The organism is Vreelandella malpeensis (genome assembly GCF_020622355.1).
Classification (GTDB): Bacteria; Pseudomonadota; Gammaproteobacteria; order Pseudomonadales; family Halomonadaceae; genus Vreelandella; species Vreelandella malpeensis.
On sequence record NZ_WHVL01000001.1, the window covers coordinates 307,365 to 326,507 of the forward strand.

Here is a 19,143-nt window from a genome sequence, read left to right on the forward strand (position 1 = left end):
TCATTGATGGAGCCACCGCGAATATCGCTTAGCCTGTGGCGTGACTATGATAGGCTGAAAACGTAAACGTTCACCGCAAGGATGCCGAGATGACGCTGCAGGCGCCACCCCAACGTTTGAACCATGATGGCCAAACGCGCTGCGTCGGTGTGGAGATCGAATTCGCCGGCCTCCCCGCCCGGCAAACCGCTCAACGAGTGGCCGAGCTGTTCGACGGCGAGGTCGAGCGAGTCAATCCGCATCGGCTGCTGGTCCACACGCCCCACTTCGGTACTTTCAAGATCGAGCTCGACACCCAGTACGCTCACCCGGACATCAGCCGCGAGCAAAAAGCAAGTACCGGTGACGGCGAATGGGACGATCACCGTCGCCTGCGGCGTCGCGAATTCCACCGCAAGACCCGGGCGCTGATCGGCGACATGGTCACCGGGCTCGTGCCGACCGAGATCATCTGTCCGCCGCTTGCCTGGAGCGAGCTCGAAAGACTCGACGTGCTGTTCCAGGCGCTGCGCGAGAAAGGCGCCAAAGGGACCGATGCGAGCCTGCTCTACGGGTTCGGGCTGCATCTCAACGTCGAGACGGCGAGCCTCGAGGTCACGCATCTGCTGGCGATGATGCGCGCCTACCTGCTGCTGGCCGGCTGGCTGCGCGACGAGATCAAGGTGGACATCACCCGCGAGGTGCTGCCCCATGCAAACCCCTTTCCCAAGGAGTACGCACGCAAGGTGCTCGACCGCCGCTACGCGCCGACGCTCGACCAGTTTATCGATGACTACCTGCACCACAACCCCACGCGCAATCGCGAGCTCGACATGCTGCCGCTGTTTGCCTACCTGCGCCCGGAACATCCGCACGCGCTGGTCCACGCTCGCCTGACCAAGCCTCGCCCCGCCTTTCACTACCGGTTGCCCAACGCGCAGCTCTCTCGCCCTGGCTGGGGAGCGGTGGTGGAGTGGAATCGCTGGGTCGAGGTGGAAAAGCTGGCCTTCGATACGCCGCGCCTAGAAGCGCGCTGCGACGAATTCGTGGCGCGTCACGCCCGTCGCTGGCCGGCGCGTCTGAAAGAGCACCTGCGCCACCTGTTCGCGCACCGTTGATACCTGCCAGGAGACGTCGCCCATGCCTCGCCCCTTGATCGGCATCACCACCTCCGATGACAAGAGCCACCTGGCCTGGTGGTTCGACTGGTTCGCCGTCTGGCGCCACGGCGGACGCCCGCTGCGGCTGTCGCCTTCGCGCCCGCGCCCGCCAGACCTCGACGGGCTGATCATCGGCGGCGGCGACGACATCCAGGCGCAGCTCTACGGCGGCGAGCTGCAGCTTGGCGTGCGCCTGGACCCGGCCCGGGACGCGCTGGAGCTCGACCTGCTGGCGCACTTCATCCCGCGCCATACGCCGGTACTGGGCATCTGTCGCGGGGCGCAGCTGATCAACGTCCACCTCGGCGGCACGCTCGATCCGGACATCTACACCACCCACGAGGGATTGAAGCGCCGGCGCACGGTACTGCCCAGAAAGACCGTCGACATCGTCGGGGGCAGCAAGCTTTTTGAGCTTCTCGAGGTGACCTGGTGCCGGGTCAACAGCCTTCACCACCAGGCGGTGAACGTCGCGGGCCGGGGAATCGAGATCGTCGCGCGCGACCGCGACGGCCTGGTGCAGGGGATCGAGTCCACCGAGCACGATTTCGTGATCGGTGTTCAGTGGCACCCGGAGTGGCTGATCTTCAACCGCCCCCAGCAGCGTCTGATCCGCGCGCTGGTGGAGGCGGCCCGCCGTCAGGGCTGAACGTCAACGCGCCTTCAGAGCGCTCAGCGCGGCGTCGTAGTCGGGCTCGTTCTTGAGCTCGCCCACCAGTTCGCTGTGCAGTACGGTGTCATCGGTATCGAGCACCACCACCGCCCGCGCGCAGAGCCCCTGCATCGGGCTATTGACGAGGGCCACGCCCCACGCTTTCAAAAATTCCGGGTGACGAAAGGTGGAGAGCGTCTCCACGTCATCGAGCCCTTCGGCGCCGCAAAAGCGCACCGCTGCAAACGGCAGGTCCGCCGAGACCACCAGCACCACCGTGTCTTCCATCGCCGCGGCCAGCTCGTTGAAGCGGCGCGTGGACGTGGCGCAGGTGGGCGTATCGACGCTGGGGATGATGTTGAGCACCTTGCGCTTGCCGGCGAAATCCGCAAGCGTCACGTCATTGAGGTCGCGGTCGGTCAGCGTGAGCGCCGGCGCCTTGGCGCCCGCCTCGGGAATCGCGCCATCCACGTCCATCGGTGTACCGCCTCGGGTAATTTGCTGCATGAGAGTTCCTTACGTGTTATTGGTGACAATCCGGCAACACGGTTCCCGGTCGCCGAATCATGGGCGACTCGTTTATAACGCAGCCGGCGGCTTGCATCCATCGACACGAGATTTTCATGCCCTCAGTACTGATCATCAAGACCGGCGACGCCTTTCCCGAAGTCGTCGAGCGCCACGGTGACTTCGACAGGCTGTTCTCGCAGCCTCTCGAGCGCGCCGTGCCCGGCATCACCGTCACGCTCTGGGACCCGCGCAGCGACACCCATGCACCTGAGCTTGACGGGCTCGATGCCATCGTGATCACCGGCTCAAACGCCATGGTCAGCGACAAGGAAGCGTGGAGCGAGGCGCTCAAGCCCTGGCTCAAGCAGGCCCGTGCACGCGATATCGCCATGCTCGGCGTGTGCTACGGTCACCAGCTGATGGCGGAAGCCTTCGGCGGCGAGGCCGGCAACCACCCGAAGGGGCGCGAGGCGGGTACTTTCATGGTCGAGCGTACTGACGCCTCCGACCGTGATGCGCTGTTCAGCCAGTTGCCCTCGCGTTTCAAGGCGCACCTGACCCATGGCCAAACGGTGCTGCGCGCACCGAGCGATGCCGTGATTCTCGCCTGCAACGACCACGACGGCCACCAGGCGCTGCGTTACGGCACGCGCCAATGGAGCGTGCAGTTCCATCCAGAGTTCGACACCGACATCATGCGCGCCTATCTCGATCGCGTGAGCGACGCACTGATCGAGCAGGGCGAGGACGTTGGCGCCTTGATTCAGGGCATCGCGCCCACCCCTCACGCCAGCAGCCTGCTCGAGCGCTTCACGCGTCTCTTGTAGGCTCGACGCTGGCCTTGCGGCGCTTCTCGTCGCGCCGCGAAGCGAGCCGGTCGGCCAGCCGCGTGGGTTCGGGCAGCTTGGTACGCCCGAGGCACCGCGTGACCCAGTCAAGCGAGGTGGCAAGCGACAGCCGGTGCCCGGGCGACACGAAGATCGGCTTCACCTTCTCCCGCGAGCGCAGCACGGCGCCGATGGTCTCGCCCCGGGCGGTCAGTGCGCTCCAGTCGCCGCGCTGCTCGCCCACCGGCTCGAAGCGCCCGTAAAGGCGCGACTTGGCGACACCGATGGTTGGAAGGTCCAGCCATAGTCCCAGGTGCGCCGCCACGCCGAGCTTTCGCGGATGCGCGATCCCCTGGCCGTCGACCATCACCAGTTGCGGCGTTTGCGAGAGTTTCGCGAAGGCGCCCAGGGCGGCGGGAATCTCGCGAAACGACAAAAGCCCTGGCACGTAGGGCATACGCGTGGGCTCGCGGTGAATCACCTGCTCGACCACCTCCAGCGTCGGCGCCTTGATCTCATTCCACTCGAGCAGTACCACCGCCGCCCGGGTGATCTCGCCGGCCTCCTCGAAGCCGATATCCACTCCGGCGATGTACGCCACCTCGTCGATGCGGTCGGCGAGTTCCAGGCGCGTTGCGAGGCGCTTTTGCAGTGCGATGGCCTCGGCGGGCTCGAGATTCCATTCGTGCAACGGTGCGTCCATGTCACCTCCTGTCTATGGTGCCTCGCTAAGCCTAGAAGATTTCTCGGCGCATAAAAAACCCCGCTCGAAAGCGGGGTCTTATCAAGCCTTGAGCTTCAGGCTCAAGTTCAGGCGCGTTCGCGGCGGCGAACCGGCGCATCGCCATCGTTGCGGCGGCGGCGCGGTGCGCGCTCGGGGGCGCTGTCTTCGCTGATTTCCAGCGGACGACCGGCCACCCGGGCGCGAGCCATCTTGGCTAGAATGCTGGCCGGCAGGCCGCTCGGCAGTTCCACCACCGAGAAGGCGTTGCGGATATCGATACGGCCGATACGCGCGCCTTCGATACCGCCTTCGTTGGCCAGCGCTCCGACCAGCTGGCCCGGCTTGACGCCGTCCTTGTGACCGACGGAGACGCGGTAGCGGGTCATGCCTTCGCTCGGAGTATTCGAACGTTCGCGACGCGGCTTGGCGTCACGGCCGCCATCACGCGTCGGACGCTCCTTGCGCGGTGCCTGCAGACGACCGATCGGCGCTTCGTCGGCACGGGCCATGGCGGCGAAGGCGCAGGCAAGCTCAATGGCGTCGTGGCCTTCCTCGACCAGACGCTCGACCAGCGCGCGCTGTTCGTCGGCGCCCTTGGTCAGGGCCGCCACCACGCGGTGATGGAACACCTCGTCGCGGTGGGCGCGAATGGCGCTCTCGTCCGGCAGCGGCATTTCGGTCATCTTCTGACCGGTGGCCTGCTCCATCCAGCCCACCTTGCGGCCTTCACGGAAGCCGGCGAAGGTGATCGCGATACCGCTGCGTCCGGCACGACCGGTACGGCCGATGCGGTGAGTGTAGGCTTCGGCGTCCTGGGGCAGGTCGTAGTTGACCACGTGGGTGATGCGCGGAACGTCGAGACCGCGAGCGGCGACGTCGGTGGCGATCAATACGTCCACCTTGCCGCGCTTCAGGCGGGTGATGGTGCGCTCGCGCAGGCTTTGATCCAGATCACCGGACAGGCCGGCGGCGTTGACGCCGCGCGCGGTGAGCTGCTCGACCAGCGTGGTGCACGCCGCGCGAGTACGCACGAAGACGATCGCCGCATCAACGGGCTCGACTTCGAGGATGCGCGCCAGCGCTTCAAGCTTGGCACCGCCATCGACACGCACCAGGCGCTGCTCGATGTTGTCGCCGGTGGTGGTCTTGGACTCGATGGCCACCTTCACCGGGTCGACCAGGTAACGGTTGACGATGCGCTCGATCTCCGCCGGCAGGGTCGCCGAGAAGAACACGCGCTGGGCATTCTGCGGGGTGTCGGCGACCACGCGCTTGACGTCGTCGATGAAGCCCATGCGCAGCATCTCGTCGGCTTCGTCGAGGACCAGGGCGGAGAGGCCGTCGAGTTTCAGGCTGCCGCGATCCAGGTGGTCGATGATGCGTCCGGGGGTGCCGACCACGACCTGGGCACCGCGCTTCAGGGCGCCGAGCTGCTCGCGATACTCCTGACCGCCGCACAGCGTGGCCACTTCCAGACCCTTGAGGTTCTGGCCGTACTTGCTGAACGAGACCGCCACCTGCTGGGCGAGCTCACGGGTCGGTGCCATCACCAGCACCTGGGGTTCGCGACGGTCAAGATCGAGGCGAGAGAGAAGCGGCAGTGCAAAGGCAGCGGTCTTGCCGGTGCCGGTCTGGGCCTGGCCCAGCATGTCGCGGCCTTCCAGCAGCGCAGGAATGGTTTGCGCCTGGATAGGCGAAGGAGTCTGGTAGCCCTGTGCTTCAACAGCAGAAAGAACGGCAGGCAGCAGAGCCAGATCGCCGAAGCTCGGCGAGGCGACAGAAGTCGAGGTCATTAATCACACCTTGGTAGGCCGGCAGGGGCCGGCAAAAAACGTCATGAGCGTCTTCGACACGTCAAGCAGCGCAAGGCGCTGTTCACGAACTCCGCCCTGCGGAGGATCAACTGAAGGAGTCAAAGACGCCGGTCGCACCCAGCATTCGGAAGCAGATAACGATGACAATGAAACGTATCTGCCAACCGTCGTGGCGACCTTCTGCGTCGATTTCACCCGACTGGTGAAATGCTAAAAACGCGCCATCTTCACAGCAATGAACATCTCTTGGGATGTTCCCGCAAGCGGAGCCGTATAGTGCTTAGTCAATAGTGCATAGCATCTACGGGCTTTTACGCTTACCGTCTTGATGGAGGGGTCAACACATGCGAGGAGAGCGGATACTAACACTTCACCACTTGACTGGCTAGCCTTTTCGCTTTAACCGACATGCACCTTCGAACTTGCGCTTGTCGATGTATCGTCTAAGATTTTTATGGCAACACCGATTTACGGCTTCCGGCCGCAGCTTAACGAATGTACCAAGGAATGTACCAAGGAGTGACGCCATGAACTGGGACCAGATCGAAGGTAAATGGACCGAGATGAAAGGCAAGGCGCGCGCCAGCTGGGGTGAGCTGACCGATGACGAACTCGATCAGATCGGCGGCAAGAAGGATCAGCTGGTAGGCAAGCTCCAGCAGAAATATGGACTCGAGCGCGAGCAAGCGGAAAAGCGTGCCGACGACTGGGCCAACGGCCTGTAGAATTCACGACCGGGTCTGGCGCAGGACGCGCCGCCCCGGCCTCTATCGACCCGCAACGAACGAGGCGGTCGTATCCGGACAGGCATCGATGGCAAACAAGGCCATTGCCAATGATCCGCCGAGGTTACAAGCCATTTTGGTGACAAGGAGTTCAATATGCGTAAATCACTGCTACTGACGGCCATGAGCACTGCCCTGCTGGCAGGACTGTCACTCGATGCCCAGGCCCAGACCACCGCCCAGGAGCCGCAAGGCGTCTACTCGGCCGAGGACATCCTCGATGCCGACGTCTATTTCGCCAACGGTTCGGGCGAAGAGATCGGTGACGTTGACGACATTCTTTTCGACGACGACATGCGTATCACCGCATTGGTCATCGAAAGTGGCGCGGTACTCGGCCTTGGCGGTCGCGAGATCGTGGTCGGCACCGACTACTTCACCCTCGAGACCAGCACCGAAGGCGATGGTGAAACCGAGCACCGCATCATGCTCTCGGCCACTCCGGAAGAAGTGGAAGATTTCCCCGCTTATGATCGCGATTGGTGGGAGCAGACCCAGGCCAATGCTCGCGAAGCCTGGCAGACCACCCGCGACGGTGCCGAAAGCGCCTGGCAGCGTACCCGGGAAGCGTTCAGCGACGACGACGCCCCCGAACAGCAGTAAGCGCTTGCTGACCAAGCTTTGCCACGCCGAATGCAGAAGGCGAATGCAGAAGGGCCGCCCACCGGGCGGCCCTTCTGCGTTTTGGCATGACTTGGCTCATGCCGACCGTGAACGAATGCCAGCTCCTGGAAGGCGCTCCCGGTCATGAGGGCAATCGAAATCGAGTGCCGGCCCGACGGGCACGATGCGAGTGGGGTTGATGTTATCGTGGCTGTAATAGTAGTGGCGCTTGATGTGGTCCATGTTCACGGTGTCGGCCACGCCCGGCCACTGGTACAGCTCACGCAGGTAGTTCGAGAGCTGCGGATAATCCTCGATGCGCCGGACGTTGCACTTGAAGTGGCCGTGATACACCGCATCGAAGCGCACCAGGGTGGTGAACATGCGAATGTCGGCCTCGGTCAGCCACTCGCCCGCCAGGTAGCGATTGGTCTCCAGACGCTGCTCGAGACGGTCGAGCGCGGCGAAGAGCGCCTTGACGTGCTTCTCGTACACTGACTGTTCGGTCGCGAAACCCGCCTTGTAGACCCCATTGTTGACGTTATCGTAGACGTCGGCATTGATCTCGTCGATCGTGGCGCGAAGGTCCTGCGGGTAGAAGTCGAGCGTATTGCCGGTCAACTCGTCGAAGGCGCCGTTGAACATGCGCACGAGATCCGCCGACTCGTTGTTGACGATGGCCTGGCGCTGCTTGTCCCACAGTACCGGCACCGTGACGCGCCCCGTGTAGTGCGAATCGGTCTTTGTATAGAGCTCGTAATGGTAGCGGGCGCCATTGACGGGATCGCCACTCGAGCCTTCCGCCTCGTCGTAGGTCCAGCCCTTGTCGAGCATCAAGGGGCTTACGTGGGAGACGCCGATCAACTCGTCGATCCCTTTGAGCTTGCGCATGATCAGCGTCCGATGCGCCCAGGGGCAGGCGAGCGATACATAAAGATGGTAGCGCCCCTTCTCGGCGGGAAAGCGCTTGCCTTCGTGATCGGCGGGCGCGCCCTCGCCTACCCAGTCGCGCAGCTTGGCCGACTCGCGAACGAACTCTCCGCCGCTTTTCTTGGTGTCGTACCACTGATCGACCCACTCACCTTCTACCAGCAATCCCATGTCGCGTCTCCTTGGCCATTCATCGTTACTTACTGAATCAGCATACTTTGCGCCGCTGCAGCCTCAAGCGCATGTTTTACGCGGTTTCGTTCGATGAAATAGAATCCTGGGGACACTCGGCGATCACCGCTTCCTTGAGCGCCTGCGCCATGGCATGGGTGGCAGGTCCGGCACGATCGCGATCCTTGAAGATCAACTGAAATGGCGCCTCGCGAACGCCGCCGGCCACCAGCGGCAGCGGCTTGAGATCGCCCCGCTCGAGTTCTTGAGCGATACGGGTGATCGGCATCCAGGCAAAGCCCAGGCCGCGCTTGATCATGTCGAGCGAGGTATTGAGGTGGCTCACCGTCCAGCGTTGCTCGGCCTTGAGCCAGCCCGCATTGGCGGATTGGCGCACTGCCGAATCCCTCACCACCAGTTGGCGATATTGCGCCAGGTCACGCAGATCGAGAGAGCGCCCGAGCTTGTGCAGCGCGTGGCTCGGATGGGCGACGGCGATGAAGCGCACGCCGACCAAGGGCTCGCCGAGAAACCCCGGAACGTCCAGGCCGCAGATCACCAGGTCCGCGCGGCCGTCCTGCAGCATTTCGACCCCGCCATTGAGCACGCTTTCATGAAGCTGCACCCTTACCTGTGGGTAGGCGGCAGAAAAGCGCTCCAGCGCCTTGGCCTGAGCATCCGCGGGGAACACCTGGTCGATGGCGACCACCACCTCCGCCTCCAATCCTTCCGCCAAGCGTGACGCCACGTCCTCAAGGGATGCCGCGCTCTCGATCAACTGGCGCGCGCGCCGTAGCAGCAGTTCGCCAGCCTCGGTCAGGCGTACCTGGCGGCCAACCGGTTCGAGCACTTGAACCCCGAGCTGCTCTTCGAGCTTGTGAACGGCGTGATTGAGCGTAGAAGGGCTCTTGTGAATGGCTTCGGCGGCGCGGGCGAAGCCGCCATGATCCACTACGGCGGCCAACATGTGCCACTGTGCGAGTGTTACCCGTGACATTTCGATTTCCTCGACGCTAGAAGCGAGTGAAAACGCTTAAATTCGAAAAAACCTTACCAGAAGGGTAGTAGTGTCGAATAGACATCACTACCTTAATCCTTATTAATTCAGCTCATAAATAAAAAATAGTAGGGAACTTTTAAAAAAAGGTATATAAGGTGCAAGAGCCTGCCGAGGCGCAATGCCAAAAGCGGTAAAATCCAGAATTTTACAAAAAATAACCAAAAGACACTTTTTGAAAAAAACAGCCGTTTTCGATGCGGCTACACGACATCTCGAATCGATGAATAATAAATTTTTCCCTGTTGTTTGACCTTGAAGACGATACGCCTTGTATAGGTTATTGAGTAAGTGCGTTCGCCGACCGCCTGGTCGATCCCGCAAGCCGTTTCTTTTCGCTCCCACAGTGGAGCTGCTGCCATACACGTGAACTCAAGTAAGTATTTTATGCTTCATGAGCTTTTTTATTAGCCTGCTTCATTAGATCGCGAGGAAATGATACAAGAAAAAAACCTTGTACAACATGAAGTCAGCTCTTCGAACTCAACCTGCCCTATTAAAGGAAGGTTAGCAAACACTGTTCTAAAATATTCCTCTTCGAACGATACTTTCGCCTTCGAGCGAAAGTCCATTTTCTGTATGCAAACACAGTCTATTCACCCCAGAGACCTTGGGGTATGGTTCCCGAGCTTATTCATTTTTACCTTGCGTTTTCACCTAGAACTCGGCGGCCCATTTACTCATGTTGCGAATCCTCCATTCGCTGCCCCGCACGCACAAATTGTTACTTTTACCCGTGGCCACCATGGTCACCGTGCTGGGCACACAGAAGCTTTTAACGACTTACCAAGACCTGAATCAACCGCATACCTCTTTGGAAAGCGTGCTCGTACCGCTTCCCAGCGACGGCGTGACCGCCGTGCCTTCGCTTCGCCAGGAGCGTGCACCGGTCGCCGAAGCGATCGACCGCGCCTCCCGCGCCCTCGACGCGACCCGCGAGCAGATCCCCCTGAGCGATCTCGCTGCCACCGAAATTATCGATCTCGACGTCATCTCGCGCGCTGAAGCGTCGATCTCCAGTGAAATCGATGCCAAACCCGTTCTCGATGAAGGCGCCATCCACATGGCCGTGGTCTTCGGCACGGTTTCCAGTGGCATGCTCAATATCGACGAGCCGAGCGCCGATGCCTCGGTCGAGATTGCCGATGCCACTTCCTACGAGGATTACGGTATCGAGCTGTTCGACGATATCTCCTTCCTCGAAATGGAGCTGGCCGCCGAAGAGCCCTACGTTCCCGAGTGGAAAACCCATATCGTTGCCTCCGGCGAAACCTTCGCCGCGATCGCCCAGGACGAGCTGGGCATGGGCTACAGCGAGGTCATGGCGCTTCTGGACGACATGTCGGATCCGCGCATTCTCACCAACTGGCGCGCCGGCAACAGCTTCGACTACCAGCTCGACGAGAATGGACGGCTTTTGTCGCTGCGCATGATGAAGAACATCCGCGACGGCGTCATGCTCGAGCGTGATACCGACAGCTTCGCCGTGACCGCCATCGAACGCGAGGGCGAGCCGGTCCAGCGTCTGTTCGCCGGCACCGTCAGCGGCAGCTTCGCCCGCTCGGCCCAGGCCACGGGCCTGTCCAGCGGCTCGGTCACGGAGCTCACCCGCGTGCTTGAGAAGAAGCTCGACTTCCGTCGTGACAGCCGCCGGGGCGACCGCTTCAACGTGCTGGTCGAGTCCGACATGATCGACGGCGAAGAGCTCGACGCGCGCGTACTGGCCGTTCACTACGAGGGCGAGCGGATGGATTTGACCATCGTTCGCAACGCCACCGACAGCAAGTTCTATACGCCCGAAGGTAGCGGCCTCGAGCCCGGCTTCGCGCGCTACCCGTTCGAAGGCAGCTACCGCCTGAGCTCGTCGTTCAACCCGCGTCGCAAGCACCCGGTGACCGGGCGCATCAGTCCGCACAACGGTACCGACTTCGCCATGCCGATCGGCACGCCCGTTGTGGCACCGGCGGACGGCCGCGTCGAGCGCGTCGCCAACCATGCCGCCGCCGGTCGCTACGTGGTCATCCGTCACGACAACGGCTACCGCACCCGCTATCTGCACCTTTCCCGCCCGCTGGTCAGCGTGGGTGAGCGCGTCACCATGGGCGAGCGCATCGCGCTTTCCGGCAACACCGGCCGCAGCACGGGCCCTCACCTGCATTACGAAGTCATCGTCAACAACTCGCCGGTCAATGCCATGACCGTAGAGCTGCCGGATTCGACGGGCCTGACCGGCGACACCCTGATCGCCTTCCAGAGCCAGGCCGAGCCGATGCTGGCCGCGCTCGAAAGCGGCGAGACCGGCACCGTCAACGTCGCCAACTACCAAGCCGGCGAGCGCGACTGAGATCGCCTCGGTGAAGAAAGCCCTCTGACGAAAAAGCCGCCCCTCCGGGCGGCTTTTTTCATGCGTCCATTCTGGCCTACACGGCCCGGTCCAGGGCACTCAACAGCGCCGCGTCGTGGCGATAAATGTCGTCGCGGAACTCCACCTCGCCCGCCGCATTGGGCCAGGCGGTCATGTAGTGCAGCATGACCGGGATACGCCTTGGCAGATTGACGTTCTGATCGCTCGCCGAGCGGCTCATCAGCGTACTCACTTGGTGCTGGCTTCCGCTGTCGCGCAGCAGCAGCTGGGCAAGCTCGCCGATACCTTCCACGCGAATGCAGCCCGAGCTCAGCGCGCGCTGACTGCGCCCGAACGCGCCCTGCGCCGGGGTGTCGTGCAGGTAGATCATGTCGTTGTTGGGAAAGCGCACCACGACCCTCCCCAACGGGTTGCCGCTGCCGGCCACCTGGCGAAGCATGACGCCGCCGGGGCGCTGCCAGTCGATGCTCGCCGGGTCGAGACGATCGCCGGCGGGACTGACCACCTGAATGTTGCGCTGGGATAGATAGCTTGCATCGTTTCTCACGCGGGGCAGCACGTCTTCGCGCAGAATGGTCGGCGGAATCGTCCAACTCGGGTTGATGGTAAGGTGGCTGATGGCGGAGTGGATGATGGGCGTGGCCCGCCCCGGGGAGCCGACCACAACACGGGCATCCCACTGCTGGCCGTCCGGGCGAACGTAGTGCAACGTGTAGCCGGCGATGTCCACCCACACCCGCGAGCCCTCGTTCTCGAAGGGCGCCATCCAGCGGGCCCGCTCGAGGTTGATACGCAGTTGGTCGATGCGCTGGCGAATCGAGGCATTGAGCGCCAGACGGGTGTTGTTGCCGACGACGCCGTCGGCCTGCAGCTGGTGGCGGCGCTGGAAGCGCTTCACCGCGCTCTCGAGCTCGGCGTCGAAGTAGCGCGAATCCGATGACGTCGCGGTGCTGCGTGCCACGGCGTCGATCATCGGATAGGCGTCGTCGTCCGCTGCCACCAGCCCGCCCTCCCCCCACAGTGCCAGACGCTCGCGCAGCACTACCACGTCATCGCCGCGATCGCCGGGCCTGAGCGACTCACTTCGGCCCTCGAGGTAACGCGCCGTGGCTCCCTGCCGTTCTAACGCGCGGTACTCCACCAGCGCCTGACGCAGCTCGCGATACGCGGGCGTGGCGGGCCTTGCCGCCTCGAAGGCGGCCGCGACGTCGCCGCGCTCCAGGGCATGGCGCACCTGCATCAAACTGTAGCCGCGCCCCGGGCGCTCGCCGTCCCAATGGGTGTTCAAACTCAGCGGGTCGACCTTGCCGCGCGACAGGTGATCCAGCGCCAGCAGCAATCGCCGGGTGGCGTCGACGTCGAAGCGCGCCTCGGCATCGCTCCCCGCCTGACGGCTGAGCCGGTACTCGTCCAGCAGGCTGGCAGCGCGGTAGTCGCTCGGCGTGAGCCCATCCGCATCGAGCGCCGCGAGAGCGCTCGCCAGCGCTTCGACCTGCGCTGTGTCCTGCCAAACGGGCTCGCCATCGCGCAGTTGATAGAATTCCGCCACGGGCAGGGCGTCGCTGGCGGTTGCGCTGATCTGGCGCGACAGCGCCTGCTGCGTCAGCGCATCGGCATGAGCCTGCTGGATCGCCTGGGGAAGCGGCATCAGTGCCAGGGTGAAGACAGCGCTGACCGCCCATTTCTTGATCGGCAGATTCTCGTTCATAACCCCTCCCTGGGTTACTATGCGGTGGCGCATGACAACCCGGTAAAGATAAACATGCGCACTGACTATCGTTGATGGCCGAGGTCATCGGTTGGCTCGGTGCTGCCCTTTGCAAGGTGGGCTCGCCCGCGACCGACCTGCATACCCCCACTTCACGTACAATTAACTATAGTAGGTCTTCTCACATGTGGCTTCGATGGCGCTTTCTGACCGGTCTACTGCTCGCGATTCCGCTACTGCCGGCCCCTCTTGTTCATGCGGCTCCCCCGACGAGTTTCCTGTCGCAGCTCGGCGCTTCGGCGCCGCCCGGCGTCTCGCCGCTCAACCATCAACTGCAGCTACTGGCGCCGTCGGCGACCCCCCAGGCACTGGCGATGGCCGCCCAGGCGCTCGCCTGCGCTGACCCCGGCGCCGAGCGCCTGGCGGTGATCGACTACTCGCTACCCTCCACCGAGGAGCGCCTGTGGGTGTTCGACCTGCATCAGAACCGGCTGCTGTTCAAGGAGCTGGTCTCCCACGGGCGGGGCTCCGGCGACGCCGAGGCGCGGCTCTTCTCCAATACCCCGGAAAGCTTCCAGTCGAGCCTGGGGCTGTTTCGTACCATGAACAGCTACTACGGACGCAACGGCTACTCGCTGCGCCTGGACGGTCTGGAGGCCGACGTCAATGACCTGGCCTTCGACCGCGCCATCGTGATTCACGGGGCAAACTACGTCAGCGAGGAGTTCATCGCCCAGACCGGACGGCTAGGGCGCAGCCACGGTTGCCCGGCGGTTCGCGAGGACATCACCTACCCGCTGATCGACAGCCTCAAGGAAAACCAGTACGTGTTCGCCTACTACCCGGACGCCGAGTGGCTGGCGAGTTCGGCGCGCGCGCGCTGCCCCGTGGAGGCTCCCTACCAGTTGGCGGCGTCGCGCTAGCGCGGCTGCGTTGAAGGGCGCCCTTTCACGCCAGGGTTTTTCTGCCATGCTGAAAGCCGGACGAACCACGGCGAGGAAGACGATATGGCGACGGTGAAGACGCTGGATCTGGCGCTTCAAGGCGGCGGTGCCCACGGGGGCTACACCTGGGGCGTGGTGGATCGGCTGCTCGAGGATCCACGTATCGAGATCGAGGGCATCAGTGGCACCAGCGCCGGCGCCATGAACGGCGTGATCATGGCGGATGCACTGACCCGCGGCGATCACGAGACCGCCCGCCAGGCGCTGCGCGACTTCTGGCGGGCGGTCAGCCTGGCCGGCATGGCAAGCCCGATCCGCCGCTCGCCGCTGGACATGCTCACCGGCAACTGGAGCCTGGACCAGTCGCCGGGCTACATCGCGATGGACCTGATGAGTCGGCTGATCTCGCCGTATCAGTTCAATCCTTTCAACGTCAATCCGCTGCGCGACATCGTCGACAAGCACGTCGACTTCGAGCGGGTGCGCCGCTGCGACCGGCTGAAGCTGTTCGTTGCCGCTACCAACGTGCGCACCGGCAAACAGCGCGTGTTTCGTCGCGAAGAGATGACCCTGGACGCGGTGATGGCCTCGGCCTGCCTGCCGTTCATGTTCCAGGCGGTGGAGATCGAAGGCGAAGCCTACTGGGACGGCGGTTACATGGGCAACCCGGCGCTGTTCCCGCTGATGGAGGAGTGCAGCGCCCGAGACATCATGCTGGTCCAGATCAACCCCATCAGCCGTGACACGGTGCCCACCACCGCCTCGGCGATCATGAACCGGCTCAACGAGATCACTTTCAATGCCGCGCTGATCAAGGAGATCCGCATGATCGCCCTGCTCCAGCACGCCCTCGACGAGCAAGGCATCGAAAACTGCTACCAGCAGACGCTTTTTCATCGCATCAGCGGCGAGCACGCCCTCGAGGAGCTATCGGTCTCGAGCAAGATGAACGCCGAATGGGCCTTTCTGAGCCATCTGTTCGAACTGGGCCGCACCGCCGCCCAGCGCTGGCTCGACGAGCACTTCGAGGCGCTGGGACAGCGTTCGACGCTCGACATCGATACCGTCTACATGAACGAATGACCCCGCACGATCGAAGGGCCCTAGGCGCGGCCGCGCCCCCTTTTGATGCATCCCCGCCGGGAAGTCCCCTTCCCGCTGCTCTTAAAACGACCTAAAACGCTGTCGCTGAAACGAAAACGACCATATGGCGAAATAATTGCTTCATAGTCGATCGACAGTGACAGGCGTGGACCAGGCCCCCGGGTACGAGTGCGTCGAGCTTGCCCTTCAATGGCGAAGGCATCATCTCGTTGGCCTGCGTGCAGGCGCACGCGGCGACAACGACTCGTTCGCGCTCGGTGAGGTCTCCATGGACATTCGCAACAAAGCCACTCGTATTCGATTGCTCAGTTTCTCGACGCCGCAGATGCGCGCGTTTCACTTTTCCTGGTTCGCCTTTCACGTCTGCTTTTTCGGCTGGTTCGGCATTGCCCCGCTGATGGTGGTGGTACGCGAGGACCTGGCGCTGACCCAGACCCAGATCGGCAACACCATCATCGCCTCGGTCGCCATCACCGTGATCGTGCGCCTTCTGATCGGCCTTCTCTGCGACCGGCTGGGGCCGCGCAAGACCTACTCGAGCCTGCTGGTACTGGGGTCGATTCCGGTGATGAGCATCGGACTTGCCGACAGCTTCGAAAGCTTCTTGCTGGCAAGACTCGCCATCGGCGCGATCGGTGCTTCCTTCGTCATCACCCAGTACCATACCTCGATGATGTTTGCTCCCAACGTGGTGGGCACCGCCAACGCCACCAGCGCCGGCTGGGGAAACCTGGGCGGCGGTACCACCCAGATACTCATGCCGCTGATCCTGTCGGGCCTTCTGATGCTCGGCGCAAGCGAAACCCTGGGCTGGCGCCTGGCCATGCTGGTGCCGGGCGTGGTGCTCTTTTGCACCGGCATCGGCTACTGGCTGTTCACCCAGGATGCTCCGGACGGCAATTTCGCCGACCTGCGCCGGCGCGGCGAACTGCCACCGGCCGCCGGCGAGTACGGCGCGCTTCGAAGCTTTCTCGCCGCCGCCCGGGACATTCGCGTCTGGGCACTGTTCGTCGTCTACGGCCTGTGCTTCGGGGTAGAGCTGACCATCAACAACATCGCCGCCATCTACTTCTTCGACCGTTTTGATTTGACGCTGGCCACCGCCGGACTGATCGCCGGGCTCTTCGGGCTGATGAACGTCTTCGCGCGCACCCTGGGCGGGGTCTTCTCGGATCTCTTCGCCGCCCAGCACGGGCTCAAGGGCCGGGTGCGGTGGCTGTTCATCGCCCTGGTGTGCGAAGGCATCGCGTTGATCGCTTTCTCGCAGATGCACGTGCTGAGCCTTGCCATCGGCATCATGCTGGTCTTCAGCCTGTTCGTTCAGATGGCCGAGGGCGCGACCTTCGGTGTGGTGCCGTTCATCAACAAGAAGGCGCTGGGAGCCGTGGCGGGCATCGTCGGCGCCGGAGGCAATGCCGGGGCGGTACTGGCGGCGCTCCTGTTCAGAAACGAAGGCCTCACCTACCAGCAGGGCCTTTTCTATCTCGGGCTGTGCGTGCTGGTGCTGGCGGCCAGCGTGCTGGTGGTACGCTTCAGCGACGCCACGGAAGCCGAAGAGGCGAAAGCCTACAAAGAGGCCGCAAACGAACATACCGGCGCGGGGGCCCTGTCGCTGCGCTGAACCGATACTCCCCGGCGCCTCCCCACGGCGCCGGGCCTTCGAGGAAAGTCACCATGACGTCGGGCCACCCGCTTTTATTGAGGGCACTACGCCTCGATATCGACAATCTGCGCCATCTGGCCGCCACCGCCCACCTGGTGGGAGATATCAGTCGTTTCATCCATGTGCTGCAGCGCGAACGGGGCGCTTCGACCCTCTATCTCGCCTCGCAAGGCCGACAGTTTGCCGACCGGTGCGAGGCATTCGTGATCGCCAGCCAGCAGGCCGGCACGCTGATGCGCCATCGCCTGGAAACCCTGAGCGAAGAGGCGCGCCCGCAGGCCACGCCACACCTTCTGCGTCGTATCGCTTCGGTATGGCTGGCGCTTGACGATCTACCCAGGCTGCGCACTGCCGTCGCCACCTTGTCGCTGTCAGCGGATGCGGCCACCCATGCCTTCAACCAGTTGATCAGCGGGCTGCTCGCCATCGTGTTCGAGACGGCGAATACCTCGGCGGATCATGATATTACCCGGACGCTGGTGGCCATCTTCCATTTGATGCAAGGCAAGGAACTGGCCGGCCAGGAGCGCGCCTGCGGCGCCTTTGGGTTTACCCAAGGCCGATTCGATGACGCGCACCGCCAGCTCTTCGAGCAGTTGATTCACGATCAGGCGCGCTGTTTCGACACCTTCATGGAGTTCGCCGGCGACGCCTCCCGCGCCGCCTGGCAAGAGGCCCTGTCGCGACAGACCCAAGCGCACATCGAGGCGCTGCGTGAAAGCGCGGGTCGCGCGAGCGAGGCCTCGTCGCGCGACTGCGTCCGCCTGAGCGAGAGCTGGTACGAGCTCACCACCCGCCGCATCGACCGGCTGAAGGTGGTGGAAGACGCCGCGATCGACGAACTGACCCGGCTTTGCCATGACAAGATCGCCAAGGCCCATACGGCGCTGGAGCAGGCCAGCAAGCCTGCACCCTCCTCGCCCGCTCTTTCGTGCGCTCCCGGCGAGCAGCTTCTGGGCTTGGGCGGTACCGCAGGGCTTGGCGAGCTGACCGAAAGTGCGTTCACTTCGCCGCTCGGCCGCTCGCTGATCGAGCTCACCCACGCCCAATCGAGCCGCCTGCAGAATTTGAGCGATGAACTGGAGAATACGCGCAAGACGCTTCGCGAGCGCAAGCTGATCGAACGAGCCAAGGGATTGATCATGGCCCATCAGTCGATGAGCGAGGAGCAGGCCTACCGCTTTCTGCGCAAGACCTCGATGGATCAGAGCAAGAGCATGGCCAGTATGGCCCAGTCGATTCTCGACCTTTCGAGCATGCTGGCCCGTCGGGAGCGCTGAATCGCATCGGGTTTGCAACATCGTCCGGGGTTGGCCATTCTTAAGCTTCCCCTTAACAAATGGCAAGGAGTGCTGTTCATGCAAGAGAGAGTATTGCTGATCACCGGTGCCTCGAGCGGCATCGGCGCCGCCACCGCCCGTGCCGCCGCCCGCGAAGGCTACAAACTGGTGCTCGCTGCCCGCTCGTCGGACAAGCTCGCCGCCCTCTCCCACGAACTCGGCACCGACAACGTGCTGACCGTCGAGCTCGACGTGACCGACATGGCGCAGCAGCGCGCCATGGTCGATCACGTGCTGGAGACCTTCGGCCGTCTCGACGGCGTGTTCGCCAACGCCGGGCGTGGCGGCACCGCCGGCGGTTTCAGCGGCGCCGACCACGAGACCTGGCGCGAGATGATCCTGACCAACGTATACGGCGTGGGGCTGACCCTGCAGGCCTGCCTGCCCGCGCTCAAGCGTTCGGCAGGCCATGTGCTGTTGACCGGCTCCGCAGCGGGACGCTCGACCATTCCCGGCTCGATGTACGGCGCCACCAAGTGGGCGGTGACGGGTATCGGCTACAATCTGCGCGAGGAGCTGCGCGGCACTGGCGTGCGCGTCACGCTGATCGAACCCGGCATGGTCGACACGCCGTTTTTCGACGAGCCGCCGGAGTACGCTCTGGAAGACAAGGACATCGCGGGCGCGGTGATCTACGCCCTCGACCAGCCGGCCCACGTCGATGTCAACGAGATCTTGATCCGCCCGACGCCGCCGCGAGAGGGATGAACCCATGCCCCGGTCATGCCGCCGGGGCTTGTTTTAGGCCTTCTTCGCCCGCATAACACGGTGATATAGATACGTGGCTAACAAGTTCATCGCTTCCGC

The 19,143-nt window shown here is 63.3% G+C and carries 17 protein-coding genes; 11 read left to right on the forward strand and 6 right to left on the reverse strand.

Annotation, left to right across the window (positions count from 1 at the left end):
• The first annotated feature begins 89 nt into the window (after nucleotides 1-89).
• Nucleotides 90-1,097, forward strand: a complete 1,008-nt coding sequence (locus GEV37_RS01435) for an amidoligase family protein (protein ID WP_227388387.1) — start codon at nucleotides 90-92, stop codon at nucleotides 1,095-1,097.
• A 22-nt stretch (nucleotides 1,098-1,119) separates the two neighbouring features.
• Entirely contained in the window at nucleotides 1,120-1,788 is a 669-nt protein-coding gene (locus tag GEV37_RS01440) for a gamma-glutamyl-gamma-aminobutyrate hydrolase family protein (protein ID WP_227388388.1), read from the forward strand.
• A 3-nt stretch (nucleotides 1,789-1,791) separates the two neighbouring features.
• Here the strand turns inward: GEV37_RS01440 and tpx are convergent, their stop codons facing one another.
• Nucleotides 1,792-2,298, reverse strand: a complete 507-nt coding sequence (gene tpx / locus GEV37_RS01445) for a thiol peroxidase (RefSeq protein ID WP_227388389.1) — start codon at nucleotides 2,296-2,298, stop codon at nucleotides 1,792-1,794.
• Between the two features lie 116 nt (nucleotides 2,299-2,414).
• Between tpx and GEV37_RS01450 the strand changes: the two genes are divergently transcribed.
• Complete coding sequence (locus GEV37_RS01450) at nucleotides 2,415-3,128, forward strand: glutamine amidotransferase (protein WP_227388390.1); 714 nt, start codon at nucleotides 2,415-2,417, stop codon at nucleotides 3,126-3,128.
• Here GEV37_RS01450 and nfi read toward each other — a convergent pair.
• Entirely contained in the window at nucleotides 3,112-3,831 is a 720-nt protein-coding gene (nfi, locus tag GEV37_RS01455; protein WP_227388391.1) for a deoxyribonuclease V, read from the reverse strand. The two genes, GEV37_RS01450 and nfi, sit on opposite strands and share 17 nt — an antisense overlap.
• 107 nt (nucleotides 3,832-3,938) lie before the next feature.
• The gene (locus GEV37_RS01460; protein ID WP_227388392.1) at nucleotides 3,939-5,645 is read right to left on the reverse strand and encodes a DEAD/DEAH box helicase; all 1,707 of its coding nucleotides are present in this window, start codon (nucleotides 5,643-5,645) and stop codon (nucleotides 3,939-3,941) included.
• Nucleotides 5,646-6,193: 548 nt separating this feature from the next.
• Here GEV37_RS01460 and GEV37_RS01465 point away from each other — a divergent pair.
• The gene (locus GEV37_RS01465) at nucleotides 6,194-6,391 is read left to right on the forward strand and encodes a CsbD family protein (RefSeq protein ID WP_227388393.1); all 198 of its coding nucleotides are present in this window, start codon (nucleotides 6,194-6,196) and stop codon (nucleotides 6,389-6,391) included.
• A gap of 156 nt (nucleotides 6,392-6,547) precedes the next feature.
• Nucleotides 6,548-7,054 carry a PRC-barrel domain-containing protein gene (locus tag GEV37_RS01470; protein ID WP_227388394.1) on the forward strand — a complete coding sequence of 169 codons (507 nt, stop codon included), beginning with the start codon at nucleotides 6,548-6,550 and terminating at the stop codon, nucleotides 7,052-7,054.
• 96 nt (nucleotides 7,055-7,150) lie between these two features.
• Here the strand turns inward: GEV37_RS01470 and GEV37_RS01475 are convergent, their stop codons facing one another.
• Both GEV37_RS01475 and GEV37_RS01480 read right to left on the reverse strand, forming a co-directional pair.
• Nucleotides 7,151-8,155: a glutathione S-transferase family protein gene (locus GEV37_RS01475; RefSeq protein WP_227388395.1), complete on the reverse strand. Its 1,005-nt coding sequence runs from the start codon at nucleotides 8,153-8,155 to the stop codon at nucleotides 7,151-7,153.
• Between the two features lie 76 nt (nucleotides 8,156-8,231).
• Nucleotides 8,232-9,152 (reverse strand): LysR family transcriptional regulator, encoded by a 921-nt coding sequence (locus tag GEV37_RS01480; protein WP_227388396.1) that lies wholly within the window; start codon nucleotides 9,150-9,152, stop codon nucleotides 8,232-8,234.
• Nucleotides 9,153-9,894: 742 nt separating this feature from the next.
• Between GEV37_RS01480 and GEV37_RS01485 the strand changes: the two genes are divergently transcribed.
• Nucleotides 9,895-11,556 carry a peptidoglycan DD-metalloendopeptidase family protein gene (locus tag GEV37_RS01485; RefSeq protein ID WP_227388397.1) on the forward strand — a complete coding sequence of 554 codons (1,662 nt, stop codon included), beginning with the start codon at nucleotides 9,895-9,897 and terminating at the stop codon, nucleotides 11,554-11,556.
• Between the two features lie 76 nt (nucleotides 11,557-11,632).
• Here GEV37_RS01485 and GEV37_RS01490 read toward each other — a convergent pair whose 3' ends face one another.
• The gene (locus GEV37_RS01490; RefSeq protein WP_227388398.1) at nucleotides 11,633-13,285 is read right to left on the reverse strand and encodes a L,D-transpeptidase family protein; all 1,653 of its coding nucleotides are present in this window, start codon (nucleotides 13,283-13,285) and stop codon (nucleotides 11,633-11,635) included.
• A 185-nt stretch (nucleotides 13,286-13,470) separates the two neighbouring features.
• On the opposite strand from GEV37_RS01490, the gene GEV37_RS01495 reads away from it, so the two are divergent.
• The 5 genes from GEV37_RS01495 (at nucleotide 13,471) to GEV37_RS01515 (ending at nucleotide 19,044) form a co-directional block, all read left to right on the forward strand.
• The gene (locus GEV37_RS01495) at nucleotides 13,471-14,208 is read left to right on the forward strand and encodes a murein L,D-transpeptidase catalytic domain family protein (protein ID WP_227388399.1); all 738 of its coding nucleotides are present in this window, start codon (nucleotides 13,471-13,473) and stop codon (nucleotides 14,206-14,208) included.
• 84 nt (nucleotides 14,209-14,292) lie between these two features.
• Nucleotides 14,293-15,312 (forward strand): patatin-like phospholipase family protein, encoded by a 1,020-nt coding sequence (locus tag GEV37_RS01500; RefSeq protein ID WP_227388400.1) that lies wholly within the window; start codon nucleotides 14,293-14,295, stop codon nucleotides 15,310-15,312.
• A 289-nt stretch (nucleotides 15,313-15,601) separates the two neighbouring features.
• On the forward strand, nucleotides 15,602-16,954 hold the full coding sequence (locus tag GEV37_RS01505) for an MFS transporter (protein WP_227389195.1): 1,353 nt from the start codon (nucleotides 15,602-15,604) through the stop codon (nucleotides 16,952-16,954).
• A 53-nt stretch (nucleotides 16,955-17,007) separates the two neighbouring features.
• The gene (locus tag GEV37_RS01510; RefSeq protein ID WP_227388401.1) at nucleotides 17,008-18,276 is read left to right on the forward strand and encodes a nitrate regulatory protein; all 1,269 of its coding nucleotides are present in this window, start codon (nucleotides 17,008-17,010) and stop codon (nucleotides 18,274-18,276) included.
• Between the two features lie 78 nt (nucleotides 18,277-18,354).
• The gene (locus tag GEV37_RS01515; RefSeq protein ID WP_227388402.1) at nucleotides 18,355-19,044 is read left to right on the forward strand and encodes an SDR family oxidoreductase; all 690 of its coding nucleotides are present in this window, start codon (nucleotides 18,355-18,357) and stop codon (nucleotides 19,042-19,044) included.
• Nucleotides 19,045-19,143 lie beyond the last annotated feature (99 nt).